Raw genomic sequence first — 14195 nt, 5'->3', positions numbered from 1 at the left:
CTCCGTTTCATTCCCCACATAGCGGGAATTCTCTGGTGATTTTCACGGATTTTTGCGGTATTCTCCGGATATAAGATTACACTTTCAACAATCAGCCGTGAAACATGAAAGAAATCGACCGCCTCGACCGCAAGATCCTCCGCGCCCTCCAGAAAGAAGGGCGCCTGAGCAACCTCGAACTCGCCGACCGTGTCAGCCTCTCGCCGACCGCGACCGCCGAGCGCGTCAAGCGGCTGACCCGCGAAGGATACATTATCGGATATGGCGCGCAGCTTTCGCCGGAAAAACTCGGCCGCAACCTGCTCGTCTTCGTGCAGGTGAAATTGGACCGGACGACGCCCGACGTTTTCGATGCATTCGCGGACGCCGTCAAACGCAGCGATGACGTCATGGAATGCCACATGGTGGCGGGCGGCTTCGATTATCTGGTGAAGGCAAGGGTCGCCGGAATGGAAGCCTACCGGCAGTTCCTTTCGCAGGTGATTCTCCCTCTTCCGGGCGTTCGCGAGACTCACACCTACGCGGTGATGGAGGAAATTAAGGGAACCGGATATATCCCCGTCTAATTTACCTTTTGTTAACCCTCTGAATTAATGGAATAAAGATGATCGATTGTCATATATTCCGTGGATTTCCGGAGGGCCGGCCGAAATTTCGCTGGCTATTCAAACGGATTTGTATATTTGTTAACGTTAACATAAACCTCTCTCAGCTTTTGATCCGCATGATAACCTTGGAACGGCAATCGATTCTCAACAGCGAGATTTCCGCCGCGGATTCGCAGGTGGAAATTTTTGCTGCGATGCGGCGCGTCGCCCATGAGTTCGGCTTCCGCCATGTCACGCTTTTCGCCGCGACCACGCCCGACGAGGTGCTGATATCGCGGATGATCGTCGACACCACCCTGCCCGCGGCCTATGTTCAGGAATTCGATCGACGGCGCCTGCTGCGGCTCTGCCCCGTCGCCCCGGTCACTTCGCGGTCGGTTCTGCCCTATTGCTGGTCGCTCGACGACCCGGAGAACGTGCGTGGTTTCGCAGTCCCCGCCGCCATGGAGGAGTTGCAACGTCGCTACGAACTCATCACCAGCGTTGCCATGTCCCTCAACTCCATTGACGGCGATCGCTTCATGCTGCGCTTCGATGGTATCCGGCCGCGGCTCAGCCAGGTCGAGATCAATGAGATCGGCATGATCGCGCTGCATGCTTTCGATGTGTTCGACAAGATCCGCCGCAGCGTCAAAACGGTCGCCGCAGGTCCGCTGTCGAGCCGCGAGCTCGAAGTCGTCCGCTGGACGGCGCAGGGCAAGACCTCGGCTGAAATAGGCCGCATCCTGTCTCTCTCCGATCACACCGTGAATGCCTATATGACCAACGCGATAAAGAAACTGGATTGCGTCAACCGCACCCAGTTGGTAGCTAAGGCATTAAGGCTGAGACTCATAATCTAAGGTCGGGCGATTCTCCCGGCCCGCGGGAGAAAAAGATTGCCGCCTTGGGTTCAATACACCGAGAAACCCTCCAACACGCAGTATAACGAAATTCCGCTCTCCGCGGACGAGGTGGTAGACCTTGCCGCGGCCTTCCAGTTCTACGGTTTTTGGCGGATCGACCTGGATACCGGGCACTTTTTCGCGACCGAGGACGTCTGCCACATCTTCGGCCTACAACCGAAGAAAGGCCCGCTGGATCTGGTAGCCATCACCTCGCGCATTCATCCGGAAGACATGCCGGTCCTCATGCAGATCTATGAGCGCGCCAGCCAGCAGCGCCTGACCTATCACAGCATCTACCGCGTCAGGGCCGATGACGAAGACTACAAGTATGTCCGCTCCGTGGGAAAATTTCGCGACAAGCCGGGTACCGGCGGCGAAGTCGTCGGCATTACCTACGAGTTTTTCGCCCAGAACCCTGTGGTGACCTTCTTCATCGACGAGAAGGACATCTGATCGGCCCGGCGCCCGGAGCGTTTCCGGCCTGGACGAAACCGTTCTACCGGTCCAGCACCGAGCGCACTTCTACCAGGTTCGAACGCACCATCAGCGTGTGGAAACCCATCACCGCCAGGTGGCTCGGCATGATGAGGCCGTCTTCGCGGCCGTTGGAAACGATCGCCGGCTGGACGTTCAGCGCCGCCTTGAACCGGGCAAGCGTCTCGTTCCAGATCTGACCGAGATTGCGCTCGCGGATCACCTGGGAAAAGTCGGCGCCGGCGCCGGAAAGCACCGCGTAGTAGCCGTAGAGCTGGCCATAGGCGAACCAGAAGCGGTCGTCGGCGCGCGTATCGAACCAGCCGGCGCTGTTGTTTTCCGAACGCTCGCGCAGGATCGCCGCCGTCCCGCCAAGATCGTTGGCGATCCGGTCGACGAACTGGATCAGGTTGTCGGCACGGCTGTCGAAGGTCGCGGCGCAGGTTGAAAGATCGGCGTTGAAGGCTCTGAGCTTCTCGATCGCAGTGCGGTAATAGGCCGGCGTCGGCGTCTTGAAGCCGAACGGATCGAGGCCGAAATACCAGGAATACTCATCGAACTGCAGATTTCCGCGCGCGTCCTGCAGATTGTTGTTGATGCCCGACGTACCGCGTACGCGGCCGAGTGAATCCACCAGTTCGGTCGCCGTCCGCCTGACGGCCTGGTTGACGCCGCGCTGGAACGAGGCCTTGTTGTCGAGAAACGGCGTGTGGTCCCAGTCGATGCCGAAGAAACCGAGCCGGTAGAGCAGCATCGACGAGATCCAGGCATTCTGGTTGACGTTCATGTCGGTGAGATCGGCGGCGGCATCGACGATGGCCGAAGACTGGCATTGCCGTGCGCCGGCGTTCGTTCCAGCCGTCGCAGGCGGGGCATTGCCACCGGCCGGCGCCGCTATGCCCGACAGTTCCTGGCCGGCCGGCACGGTGCGTTGCGACCAGCGATAGCTGTCGACGAAGTTCGGATTGAAGCCGGTCCAGACCTGGGTCTGGACGAAGAAGTAGCCGTAAAGCGCCAGAAGCAGCACGAGCAACGCGAGGATCGGCCCCTTCACCATCCAGTGACGCCGGCCGTACCAGCCATGCGCCGCCATGAAGGGCCAGACGAGCCAGGCGATAAGCAGGCCCATCCCTCTCCCGACGGCATTGCCGATCATCTGGAAGAAGGCGGTAATTCGGTCGAGCATCGCTGTCTCCTTGTGGGCGGCATCGGATTGGTCCGCCTCACACATATGTGTTCGGCGCGCCGATCACAACCGGCCGCAGCGTTTCGCCGCAACCATCGGAAAAAGAATCGCAATACGCCGCTCACGAGGGATCGGCAACGGCCACCTGCCGGCCGCACATCTCCGCGCCGCGCCGACGCCGACCGCCTTGGAGGGAATGCCGCATGCAGCCGCCGGATCGCGAAGATCTCCTCACAGACCCAGCCGGTCGGAAGCCTCCTTCAGGACCGTACGAACCCCGAAGCCGGAGCCCGGCGGCAACCGAAAACGGCCCTTGATCGGTTCCACCTCGACGGTCGAGCCCGTTGCCACCTCGGCAGGGAACCTTTCTGCGAAGGCCTGGTCGGCCCGCTGCCTGCGCCGGTCGAGGCCATGGATCGTCAGCATGCCGTTCGCAAAACGCGTTATTTCCGAAGAAAGGTTCGGAAAATCATCCGCTTTCAGACTTCTATCATGCCGTCCCGCCTCTGCGACGACCTGATAGAGGATGAGCAGGTCTTCTGCATCCGCCGTCAGCTTGTGAAGGAGAATGTTGCAGGTCGCGACGCGCACGTTCAAGGCATCGACGAACGTCTGGAAAATCGCCACAGCCCGTCCCATGCGGCGCGTCGCCTCGACGCCCTTCATCGCCTCGCCATTCTCGCCGCACAGCTTTTGGACGACCTCAGGCCTATGGTCGATGAAGGCCACGAGATCGTTCTCGCTTTCCTTGCGCTCAACCACCAGAAGCGCCCGTTCCTCGCTGGCGAGCCCGATGAGGCGGTCAGCCCGCCGCAACAGTTCCTCGATCTTCCGGAGCGCCGCCCCGTCCCGCCAGCGCGCCTGCTGGCGGCGGCGCATCGCGGTCTTCGAGATGAAGCCGATCAGCCTCTCGCCGCGTGTCGGCAGTTCTCGATTATCGAATTGCGCCTTGCGGGTGCCGGTCTCCGCGGCCACGCCCTCAACGAGCCGCGCCATCGCCGCCTCGATCGCCTGCCGTTCGGGCATCTCCGCCTGCAGCCGTTTTTCCTCAGCGTCGAGCAGCGCCTCCTGCGGAAGGTCAAGCTCGCGTGCAACGTTGTGAAGCATGGCGGCGGCTGCGGAACATGCCTCGCGCATCGCCTTCAGCGCTCCGCCGATCCGCTCCATCTCATTGTCGAATGCCTGGGACATCCGCCACCTGGTTTCCCGTCACCCGCTTTCGCGTCGAGACAAGCATAACGCCGCTGCGGATTTATGCCATGGTAATGCAAGCCGTGCGGCCGGAAACTTATAGGCCCAGCTTGGCGAGTTCCGCCGTCAGGCGATCCTTGGCCATCTTCGGCATCTTGGCGTCCTTGACCGCGGCAAGATTGGCCGGCGCATCGCCGACCACGACCAGCGCCACCATCCCCATGCCGAAATGCGGCGTGCATTTGAAGACATAGGCACCCGGCTTGTCCGCGGTGAAGGTAACCTCCTGGCTGATCTTGCCCTTGATCTCCGCGACGCCTTCCGGCAGCAGCCCCGGCATCGACACGACGTCATGCCCCTTGTCGGTGGGCACGAACCTGATGGTGTCGCCGGGCTGCACCTTGACGGCCGCCGGCTCGAAGACCATTGCCTGGCCATCGCTGCCTTTGTTGAGCATCTTCACTTCGATCTCGGCCCCCAATGCCGGCAGGGCAAAAAGGGCCAGGCTGGCGGCGAGGCAGAAAGTCCGTTTGGCGGTCTTGCGCATGCGGGAGTCCCTCAAGGAAGCGACGCCCCGTCGGGGCGTTTCGGCTCCTGTTTAGATATCATCCTCCCCGCCAGCTTTGACCAGTGTCAATTTTGGGCGGGCGCCGCGGCTTTCCGTCTCACATGGTCAACGAAGGATTGACGGATCCTTCAGTCGCAGCGCATCCGGTCCTCCCAGTGCCGCCGGCAGAGCGAGACGTATTTCTCGTTGCCGCCCACTTCCACCTGGGCGCCCTGCCGCACCAGTTCGCCTCCGGCATCCAGCCGGACGACCATCGTCGCCTTGCGGCCGCAGAAACAGATGGTACGCACCTCGCGCAGCTCGTCGGCGATCGCCAGCAGTTCCAGCGAACCGGGAAAGAGCTTGCCCTGGAAATCGGTTCTGAGCCCGTAGGTCATTACCGGAATGCCCACCCGGTCGCAGACGCGGGCGAGCTGCCAGACCTGTTCGGGCGTCAGGAACTGCGCCTCGTCGACGAAGACGCAGGCGATCGGTTCCTGCCCGTGCATCTCTTCGATCGCCGAGAAGAGATCGTCTTCCGGCCCGAAGGGAATCGCATCCGAGGAGAGCCCGATGCGCGAGGCGACGCGTCCCTGCCCTGCCCGGTCGTCCAGCGCCGCGATGAAGATCGCGGTGCGCATGCCCCGTTCCCGATAGTTGTAGGAGGCCTGCAAGAGCATGGTCGACTTGCCGGCATTCATCGTCGCATAATGAAAGTAAAGCTTGGCCATGTCCTGCTTCTGGTCAGAATCGGGATTCGAGAAAAGCGGGCATCGCCGGAAATCACAGGAAACTGCACGTGTCGGTTTCCGGCCGTGTCACAAATGTCGCAAATGCACCCAAGTTTCCGCCGCGAATGCGCATGCTTGCCTCGCTTCAGCATATATTGATAATGGCGGGAACATAAAAACGGGAGCAACTCATGCGCATCACCACCTCGCTGAAGACAATGCTTGCCGCCGCAGCCTCCGTGCTGGTGCTGGCGACCGGCGCCTCCGCCGCCGAACCCGAGGCCTGCGGAACGGTCCGCTTCTCCGATGTCGGCTGGACGGACATCACCGCCACCACCGCCACCGCAAGTGTCATCCTGAAGGCGCTCGGTTACCAGACCGACGTCAAGGTCCTCTCGGTTCCGGTCACCTACAGTTCGCTCAAGAACAAGGATATCGACATATTCCTCGGCAACTGGATGCCGACCCAGGAAGCGGACGTGCGCCCTTATCTGACCGACAAATCGGTCGAATCCTTCGGCCCGAACCTCGTCGGCGCCAAATACACGCTCGCCACCAACGCCAAGGGCGCTGAACTCGGCATCAAGGATTTCAAGGATATCGCCGCGAAGAAGGACAAGCTCGCCGGCAAGATCTACGGCATCGAGCCCGGCAATGACGGCAACCGCTTGATCCTCGGCATGGTCGAGAAGAATACCTTCGGCCTCAAGGGCTTCGAAGTGGTGGAATCCTCCGAACAGGGCATGCTCGCCCAGGTGGCCCGCGCCGACAAGGCCGGCGAGCCGGTCGTCTTCCTCGGCTGGGAACCGCATCCGATGAACAGCAACTTCAAGCTGACCTATCTCTCCGGCGGCGACGATATCTTCGGCCCGAATTTCGGCGGCGCCGAAGTCTATACCAATGTGCGCGCCGGCTTCACCCAGGAATGCCCCAATGTCGGCGCCTTCATCAAGAACCTGAAGTTCTCGCTCTCGATGGAGAACCAGGTCATGGGCGGCATCCTGAACGACGGGGACGAGCCGGAGACCGCCGCCACCAAGTGGCTGAAGAAGAACGGCGCGGCGATCGACCCCTGGCTCGCCGGCGTCACCACCAAGGACGGCAAGCCCGGCCTTGCCGCCGTCAAGTCCAAGCTCGGGCTGTAAGAACCGATCGGATGGGCAGCGGGCTTCCGGCTCCCAATCCCGTACTCGCTTCGCTCGGTAACCGACTGCGGGAAAGCCGCCGTGTCCCGCCCCGTCCGGCTGCCGTATTTGGGGAGAGAGGGACAGGAGGCCATGCGGCACACCCCTCCTCCCCGTCTGCGGGGAGGAGATGGCGGCAGCCAGCAAGTACCTGGAATTCATGCGTTGTCCCCGGCGCGATAACTTCCTCCAGATCAGGCAGACATGGACGTGAACTGGTTTCCCGAATGGCTCATTGATCCCGATGGCAAGTTGCGCCTCGGCTTTTGGGCGAAAACATGCGTCGACTGGCTGACCGCCAATGCCGACTGGTTCTTCGATCGCCTGGCCGCCATCCTCTCGGCGGTCATCAACGCGATGCTCTTCGTGCTGCAATGGCCGAACGCCTATGTCCTGATTGCACTCTTCACCGCACTCGCCTTCTGGCTTCGCCGGTCGATCGGCATCGCGCTCTTCACCTGTCTTGGACTGCTCGTCATCTACAACCAGGGCTACTGGAAGGAGACGACCGAGACGCTGGCGCTTGTGCTGGCGTCCACCGCCGTCAGCATGGCGGTCGGCGTGCCGCTCGGCATCCTCGCCGCGCGCCGCGCCTGGATCTACGAGATCATGCGGCCGATCCTCGACCTCATGCAGACCATCCCCACCTTCGTCTATCTCATCCCGGCGTTGATCCTCTTCGGGCTCGGCATGGTGCCGGGCCTGATCGCCACGGTCATCTTCGCCATTCCCGCGCCGATCCGGTTGACGCGCCTCGGCATCATCTCGACGCCCGGCGCGCTTGTCGAAGCCGCCGTCGCCTTCGGCGCGACGCCAGCGCAGGTGCTGCGCAAGGTCGAGCTGCCCTTCGCCATGCCGCAGATCATGGCCGGCCTCACCCAGACGATCATGCTGTCCCTGTCGATGGTCGTGATCGCAGCCCTCGTCGGCGCCAACGGCCTCGGTGTGCCGGTCGTGCGGGCGCTGAACACCGTCAATATCGCCCGCGGCTTCGAGGCCGGCCTCTGCATCGTCATCCTGGCGATCATTCTCGACCGGATGTTCCGCACCTCGACGGGAGACGGCGCATGAGCATGACAATGACAGAACAGACGGAACAGAAGACGGACTGCGTGGTTTTCGACCGCGTCGATATCATCTTCGGCGATCATCCGGAACGCGCTCTCCCGCTCGTTGATCAAGGCAGGACACGCGACGAGATCAGCGCGGCCACCGGCATCGTGCTCGGTGTCGCCAATGCCGCGCTCACCATCCACGAGGGCGAGATCCTGGTTCTCATGGGCCTTTCCGGCTCCGGCAAGTCGACCCTGCTGCGTGCCGTCAACGGCCTGGCGCCGGTCGTGCGCGGCGCCGTCCGCGTCGCCACCCCTTCCGGCCCCGTCGATCCCTATAAGGCGAGCCCCAAGCTGCTGCGCGACCTGCGCATGCACACGGTTTCCATGGTCTTCCAGCAGTTCGGCCTGCTGCCCTGGCGCACCGTCGCCGAAAACGTCGGTTTCGGCCTAGAGCTTGCCGGCGTTTCCGAGGCCGAGCGCAAGAGCCGCGTCGGAGAACAGCTCGAACTGGTGAACCTGACGAAATGGGCCGGCCGCAAGGTGGGCGAACTGTCAGGCGGGATGCAGCAGCGCGTCGGCCTTGCCCGCGCCTTTGCGACTGGCGCGCCGATCCTTTTGATGGACGAGCCGTTTTCCGCGCTGGATCCGCTGATCCGCACGCGTCTGCAGGATGAGCTTCTCGAGTTCCAGCGGCGGCTGAAGAAGACCATCCTCTTCGTCAGCCACGATCTCGACGAGGCCTTCCGCATCGGCAACCGCATCGCCATCATGGAAGGCGGCCGCATCATCCAGTGCGGCACGCCGCAGGAGATCGTCCGCGCCCCGGCGGATCAATATGTCGCCGATTTCGTGCAACACATGAACCCGATCACCATGCTGACGGCAAGCGACGTGATGCGGCCGGGTGTCAGCGGGGCCGCCGGCGCCTCCGCCGTATCGGGAACGGCGCTGACAACGACGCCGCTCATCGATATCCTCGATGCCCTCTCCCGCCAGCCGGGCGCCATCGGCGTCGTCGACAACGGCGCGATCGTCGGCACGATATCCGCCGACGACGTGATCGCCGGGCTGACGCGTCACCGCCGCCGCGACGGCTGAATTCAAACTTGAGACGCCAAGTCGGCTTTCACTTGGACATCACAGATGTTATGTCGTGCCCGGGCCGGCCGCGCAGCCGTCCGGTCGCGACGAGGTGACGACATGGCTGAGCAATTGCCGGCTGAGGAAGCGAATACAGAGAGGCCTGAAACCGAGGCGATTGTCGACAAGCCGACCGATGCCGACAAACCCAAAGTGCTTCGCGATACGGATGACGAGGCACGCCGCCTCGCCCGCACGCTGGTCCGCGGCGCCCGGTACATGGCGCTCGCGGTGATCGATCCGGAGACCGGTTTTCCCTCCGTCAGCCGCACGCTGACCGGGACGGACATCGACGGCGTGCCGGTCATCCTCGTCTCCGGCCTTTCCGGCCACACCAAAGGCCTCGTCGCCGATCCACGGTGCTCGCTTCTTGCCGGCGAACCCGGAAAGGGCGATCCGCTCGCCCATCCTCGCATCACCCTGCAATGCCTTGCGGAAAGCGTCGCGCGTGACACGCCTGAACACGCCCGCATCCGCAGCCGCTTCCTCGACCGGCATCCGAAGGCCGCCCTCTATGCCGACTTCGGCGATTTCCGCTTCTTTCGAATCACTCCGCAGGCAGCCTCCCTGAACGGGGGATTCGGCCGTGCATACATGTTGAACGGGGCTGACCTGATAATTCCCGAGCCGGGAATCACGTCCGACTGGTTCGAGCTGCAGGAGAATTTAAAAAATATGACAGCAGCGGCGGAAGCCTTTGCCGCGAATATCCGCACGGAAAACGGGAAGAACTGGCGCTTCGGCGGCGTTGACCGGGCCGGAATCGACTTAATCGGCGGCGACTTTCAACTCAGGCACGAATTCGATCAACTGGCCGGGTCACCAGCGGCCGTACTTGATTATATTTTTGCCATCACTAAAATACGTTGATTGGGTTACCTGAAATTTAGGGATATACAATCCCTTTTGCTCCTTGTTAATTTTCGATCTTAGGACAAAGGGTGATTTTTAAGCGGGGCCGCTTTGGAATACGAGGGGAATTGTAGCTGATGGACACGATGGCACTATCCGAGCACTCCAACGCAGCAGCAGGCCTGTTGTCTGCGATGGCCAACCCCAAGCGGCTGATGATCCTCTGCTGCCTGGTCAGAGGTGAGGTCGCGGTCGGCGCCCTCGCTTCGCAGGTCGGCCTCAGCCAGTCGGCTCTCTCGCAGCATCTTTCCAAGCTGCGTGCGCAAAAACTGGTCAAGACCCGGCGCGATGCCCAGACCATCTATTACTCCAGCTCATCGGAATCGGTCCTGAAGGTGCTCGAGACCTTGGAAGAGATCTACTGCGCCCCGGCTCAGAAGAAATCCGTCGCCGCCTGAGAACGGCTACAGCAACGGCGATGTCCGCAGCCGATCGGCCAAGCCATGCGTGCGGACTGCCGGCGATAAGTTTTTGCTCGGACTCGACCTGTCCTCGTCCCGATTGCCGTGGGCGAGGCTTTCAACGTTATGGGTCCTGCGCATCCCCTGCCTGCATATCTCCCCGTACGTCTTCATATCTCCACCGCCGCCCTGCCAAGCTTTCCGTTCGACCGGACGGCAGGACCACAAAGGCCTGACAGCCTGAATTGAGCGAACGTCGCATTGGAACGATTTCTAGTCAAGATTGAAATCCAATGCATCCACATCTTTAGGTGAAAGCATCGCTCTCTCCTTCGCGTGACCTCGCTCCCCCGTGTCCGCGCAGCATCAAGCCGATTGACGCCCCCGTTCCCCCTGATAATTTGACCAGGCAGTCAAAACTTGGCGCAAAGCCGCCGACGGGGAAATGGCCACCCGAAGAAACCGAATGGCCATGGAGAATCTCATGTCCAATCGCCTGAACACCACGCCCAACGACCTTCGGGCGTTCTGGATGCCGTTTACCGCCAACCGCCAGTTCAAGAAGGAACCCCGTCTTTTCGTCGGTGCGAAGGATATGCACTACACGACCCATGACGGCCGTCAGGTGCTCGATGCCACCGCCGGCCTCTGGTGCGTCAATGCCGGCCACTGCCGCCCGAAGATCACCGAGGCGATCCGCGAACAGGCCGGCGAACTGGATTATGCTCCCGCCTTCCAGCTCGGCCACCCCAAGGCCTTCGAACTGGCGAACCGCCTGGTCGATATCGCGCCGGAGGGCATGAACCATGTCCTCTACACCAATTCCGGCTCCGAATCGGTCGAGACGGCGCTGAAGGTGGCGCTCGCCTATCACCGCGTGAAGGGCAACGGCTCGCGCTTCCGCCTGATCGGCCGCGAGCGCGGTTATCACGGCGTCAATTTCGGCGGCATTTCCGTCGGTGGCATCGTCGCCAACCGCAAGATGTTCGGCACGCTTCTGACCGGTGTGGATCATCTGCCGCACACCCACCTGCCCGGCAAGAACGCCTTCACGCGGGGCGAACCGGAACATGGCGGCGATCTGGCGGCAGAGCTGGAACGCATCGTCACGCTGCATGACGCCTCCACCGTCGCCGCCGTCATCGTCGAACCGGTCGCGGGCTCCACCGGCGTGCTCATCCCGCCGAAGGGTTACCTGCAGAAGCTGCGCGAGATCTGCACCAAGCACGGCATCCTGTTGATCTTCGACGAAGTCATCACCGGTTTCGGCCGGCTTGGCGCACCGTTTGCAGCTCAATATTTTGACGTCAGGCCGGACATCATCACCACCGCCAAGGGCCTCACCAACGGCGTCATCCCGATGGGTGCGGTGTTCGTCACCTCGGAAATCCACGACGCCTTCATGAACGGCCCGGAGCACATGATCGAATTCATGCACGGCTACACCTATTCGGGCAATCCGATCGCCTCCGCCGCCGGCCTGGCGACCCTCGAAACCTATAGGGAGGAAGGCCTGTTCGAACGCGCCCGCGACATTTCTCCCTATTGGGAGGAAGGCCTGCATTCGCTGAAGGACCTGCCGAACGTCATCGACATCCGCAACCTCGGCCTGATCGGTGCGATCGAACTCGATCCGATTGCCGGCGAACCCACCAAACGCGCCTTCACCGCTTTCCTGAAGGCTTACGAGGACGGCCTCCTGATCCGCACGACCGGCGACACGATCGCCATGTCGCCGCCGCTGATCGTCGAAAAGCATCACATCGACGAGATCTTCGGGAAGCTGCGCGAGATCCTGAAGAACGGTATTTGAGATCGCGCGTTGCGGTCGCTGACCAAGCCACCGTCATCCCTGTACTTGTCACAGGGATGACGAAGGATGCGGAGCGCATCGAAGCATCCGAACACAAGACAGCGCCCTCCACCGCAACAGGAACATTTCTCCACCCGCCCCGGTAGACATCGCCCCTGGATCGCACTATAAACCTCGCAACGACCTGTGAAGGAGGCTCATTCGATGAGAACGGCCGGTATTTCCCAACGCTGAATGGCGGCGCCGGTATCGGGCTGACCACTCAGTCCACCCTCATCGACAATGTGAGCCTTTTCGCCCCTGGAGGGGGCCTTCATGCTTCGTCGTTTCTTCTCCTATTACGCGCCCTACAAGACGCTGTTTCTGCTTGATTTCGGTTGTGCGGTGCTTGCCGGCCTGCTCGAACTCGGCTTCCCGATCGCCGTCAAGCTCTTCGTCGACGAGTTGCTTCCCGGCCAGAACTGGACGCTGATCGTTGGCGTCGCCTTGGCGCTGCTTGCTGTCTACGCCCTCAATACCGGCCTGATGGCGATCGTCAACTACTGGGGCCATGCGCTCGGCATCTCGATCGAGTCGGACATGCGCCGGCAGGCCTTCGACCATATCCAGAAACTCTCCTTCCGGTATTTCGACAACACCCGCACCGGCCACCTCATCACCCATGTCACCAAGGACCTGGAAGAGGTCGGAGAGATCGCCCACCACGGCCCGGAAGATCTGTTCATCGCGATCATGACCTTCATCGGCGCCTTCATCCTGATGTTCACGGTGCACTGGAAGCTGGCGCTACTGACCACCGTCATCGTGCCGTTCATGACCTGGCTCGTCAGCCGCTACGGCGCCCGCATGACCATCAACTGGCGCACGCTGTTCGGCAAGGTCGGCGATTTCAACACGCGGGTGCAGGAAAGCGTCGGCGGCATCCGCGTCGTCAAGGCCTTCGGCAACGAGGCCTATGAAAGCCAGCTTTTCGCCCGCAACAACGAGGGCTACAAGGCGACCAAGCTCAACGCCTACGCCTATATGACGGCAAGCGTGGCGCTGAGCTATCTCGGCACGCGGCTGGTCCAACTGTCGGTAATGATCGCCGGCACCTGGTTCGTGGTGCAGGGTGAACTGAGCTACGGCGGTTTCGTCAGCTTCCTGCTGCTCGTCAACGTCTTCTTCCACCCGATCGACAAGATCACTTCGGTCCTGGAAATGTATCCGAAGGGTTTTGCCGGTTTCCGCCGCTTCACCGATCTGATCGATACCCAGCCCGATCTCGCCGACCGGCCGGATGCAATCGCTGTAACCGCGCTCAAGGGCGATATCGCCTATCGCGACGTGAGCTTCGGTTATTCGGATGGCGCAAGAGTCTTCGAACATCTGGATCTCAGGATCGCGGCCGGAGAAACGGTCGCCTTCGTCGGCCCTTCCGGCGCCGGCAAAACGACGGTCTGCTCGCTGCTGCCGCGCTTCTACGACGTCACCGCCGGCGCGATCACCATCGACGGCATCGATATCCGCGACATGACGCAGGCCTCGCTGCGCAGCCAGATCGGCATCGTCCAGCAGGACGTCTTCATGTTCGGCTCGACGATCCGCGAAAACATCGCCTATGGCCGGCTCGGTGCCAGCGACGAGGAGATCATGGAAGCGCTGCGGCGGGCCGCCCTCGACCGGTTCGTGCTGTCGCTGCCGCTCGGCCTCGACACGCCGACGGGAGAGCGCGGGGTGAAGCTGTCGGGTGGCCAGAAGCAGCGCCTCGCGATCGCCCGCATCTTCCTGAAAAATCCGCCGATCCTCATCCTCGACGAAGCGACATCCGCGCTGGATTCGGCCACCGAACTGGCGATCCAGCAGGCCCTGCTCGAACTGTCGAAGGGCCGCACCACCCTCGTCGTCGCCCATCGGCTCGCCACCATCCGCAATGCCGACCGCATCGTCGTCATGGGGCCTGAAGGCATCGTCGAGGAAGGCACCCATGCCGAACTGCTGAACGCTAACGGTGCCTATGCCCGCCTCCACGAAGCCCAGTTCGGCGCGGTGGCTTGAGGCTTCGCCGTTTGCCCATCTCCCCCGTC

At 61.9% G+C, this 14195-nt stretch carries 14 protein-coding genes; 10 read left to right on the top strand and 4 right to left on the bottom strand.

The window, feature by feature from the left end; translation table 11 throughout:
* Positions 1 to 104 precede the first annotated feature (104 nt).
* The 3 genes from DMO26_RS18355 (at position 105) to DMO26_RS18345 (ending at position 1948) form a co-directional block, all read left to right on the top strand.
* Positions 105 to 566, top strand: a complete 462-nt coding sequence (locus DMO26_RS18355) for an Lrp/AsnC ligand binding domain-containing protein (RefSeq protein WP_117193603.1) — start codon at positions 105 to 107, stop codon at positions 564 to 566.
* Between the two features lie 158 nt (positions 567 to 724).
* Positions 725 to 1450 carry a helix-turn-helix transcriptional regulator gene (locus DMO26_RS18350; protein WP_404947068.1) on the top strand — a complete coding sequence of 242 codons (726 nt, stop codon included), beginning with the start codon at positions 725 to 727 and terminating at the stop codon, positions 1448 to 1450.
* Positions 1451 to 1486: 36 nt separating this feature from the next.
* Positions 1487 to 1948, top strand: coding sequence for a PAS domain-containing protein (locus DMO26_RS18345; protein WP_117193601.1), 462 nt, complete (start codon positions 1487 to 1489; stop codon positions 1946 to 1948).
* A 43-nt stretch (positions 1949 to 1991) separates the two neighbouring features.
* On the opposite strand, the gene DMO26_RS18340 is transcribed toward DMO26_RS18345, so the two are convergent.
* The 4 genes from DMO26_RS18340 to DMO26_RS18325 all read right to left on the bottom strand — a co-directional run bounded on the left by DMO26_RS18340 (position 1992) and on the right by DMO26_RS18325 (position 5624).
* On the bottom strand, positions 1992 to 3155 hold the full coding sequence (locus DMO26_RS18340; protein ID WP_117193599.1) for a DUF2333 family protein: 1164 nt from the start codon (positions 3153 to 3155) through the stop codon (positions 1992 to 1994).
* 231 nt (positions 3156 to 3386) lie between these two features.
* The gene (locus DMO26_RS18335; RefSeq protein WP_117193598.1) at positions 3387 to 4346 is read right to left on the bottom strand and encodes a hypothetical protein; all 960 of its coding nucleotides are present in this window, start codon (positions 4344 to 4346) and stop codon (positions 3387 to 3389) included.
* Positions 4347 to 4443: 97 nt separating this feature from the next.
* The gene (locus tag DMO26_RS18330; RefSeq protein ID WP_117193596.1) at positions 4444 to 4893 is read right to left on the bottom strand and encodes a pseudoazurin; all 450 of its coding nucleotides are present in this window, start codon (positions 4891 to 4893) and stop codon (positions 4444 to 4446) included.
* 149 nt (positions 4894 to 5042) lie between these two features.
* Positions 5043 to 5624, bottom strand: a complete 582-nt coding sequence (locus DMO26_RS18325) for a thymidine kinase (RefSeq protein ID WP_117193595.1) — start codon at positions 5622 to 5624, stop codon at positions 5043 to 5045.
* A 191-nt stretch (positions 5625 to 5815) separates the two neighbouring features.
* Between DMO26_RS18325 and DMO26_RS18320 the strand changes: the two genes are divergently transcribed.
* From DMO26_RS18320 to DMO26_RS18290, 7 genes are all read left to right on the top strand, one after another.
* Complete coding sequence (locus tag DMO26_RS18320) at positions 5816 to 6769, top strand: choline ABC transporter substrate-binding protein (RefSeq protein ID WP_117193594.1); 954 nt, start codon at positions 5816 to 5818, stop codon at positions 6767 to 6769.
* A 243-nt stretch (positions 6770 to 7012) separates the two neighbouring features.
* Positions 7013 to 7879, top strand: a complete 867-nt coding sequence (gene choW / locus DMO26_RS18315) for a choline ABC transporter permease subunit (protein ID WP_117193592.1) — start codon at positions 7013 to 7015, stop codon at positions 7877 to 7879.
* Positions 7880 to 7881: 2 nt separating this feature from the next.
* Positions 7882 to 8961 carry a choline ABC transporter ATP-binding protein gene (gene choV, locus DMO26_RS18310; RefSeq protein WP_226951352.1) on the top strand — a complete coding sequence of 360 codons (1080 nt, stop codon included), beginning with the start codon at positions 7882 to 7884 and terminating at the stop codon, positions 8959 to 8961.
* Between the two features lie 114 nt (positions 8962 to 9075).
* A complete protein-coding gene (locus DMO26_RS18305) occupies positions 9076 to 9873 on the top strand; it encodes a HugZ family pyridoxamine 5'-phosphate oxidase (RefSeq protein WP_404947067.1) in 798 nt (265 codons plus the stop codon).
* 119 nt (positions 9874 to 9992) lie between these two features.
* Positions 9993 to 10313, top strand: coding sequence for an ArsR/SmtB family transcription factor (locus DMO26_RS18300; RefSeq protein WP_117193590.1), 321 nt, complete (start codon positions 9993 to 9995; stop codon positions 10311 to 10313).
* A 487-nt stretch (positions 10314 to 10800) separates the two neighbouring features.
* Positions 10801 to 12129 carry an aspartate aminotransferase family protein gene (locus DMO26_RS18295; protein WP_117193757.1) on the top strand — a complete coding sequence of 443 codons (1329 nt, stop codon included), beginning with the start codon at positions 10801 to 10803 and terminating at the stop codon, positions 12127 to 12129.
* 315 nt (positions 12130 to 12444) lie between these two features.
* The gene (locus DMO26_RS18290) at positions 12445 to 14166 is read left to right on the top strand and encodes an ABC transporter ATP-binding protein (protein ID WP_117193589.1); all 1722 of its coding nucleotides are present in this window, start codon (positions 12445 to 12447) and stop codon (positions 14164 to 14166) included.
* The last annotated feature ends 29 nt before the right edge of the window (positions 14167 to 14195 follow it).

The organism is Rhizobium terrae, from assembly GCF_003425685.1.
Classification (GTDB): domain Bacteria; phylum Pseudomonadota; class Alphaproteobacteria; order Rhizobiales; family Rhizobiaceae; genus Neorhizobium; species Neorhizobium terrae.
This window is presented reverse-complemented; position numbering and strand designations above follow the sequence as displayed.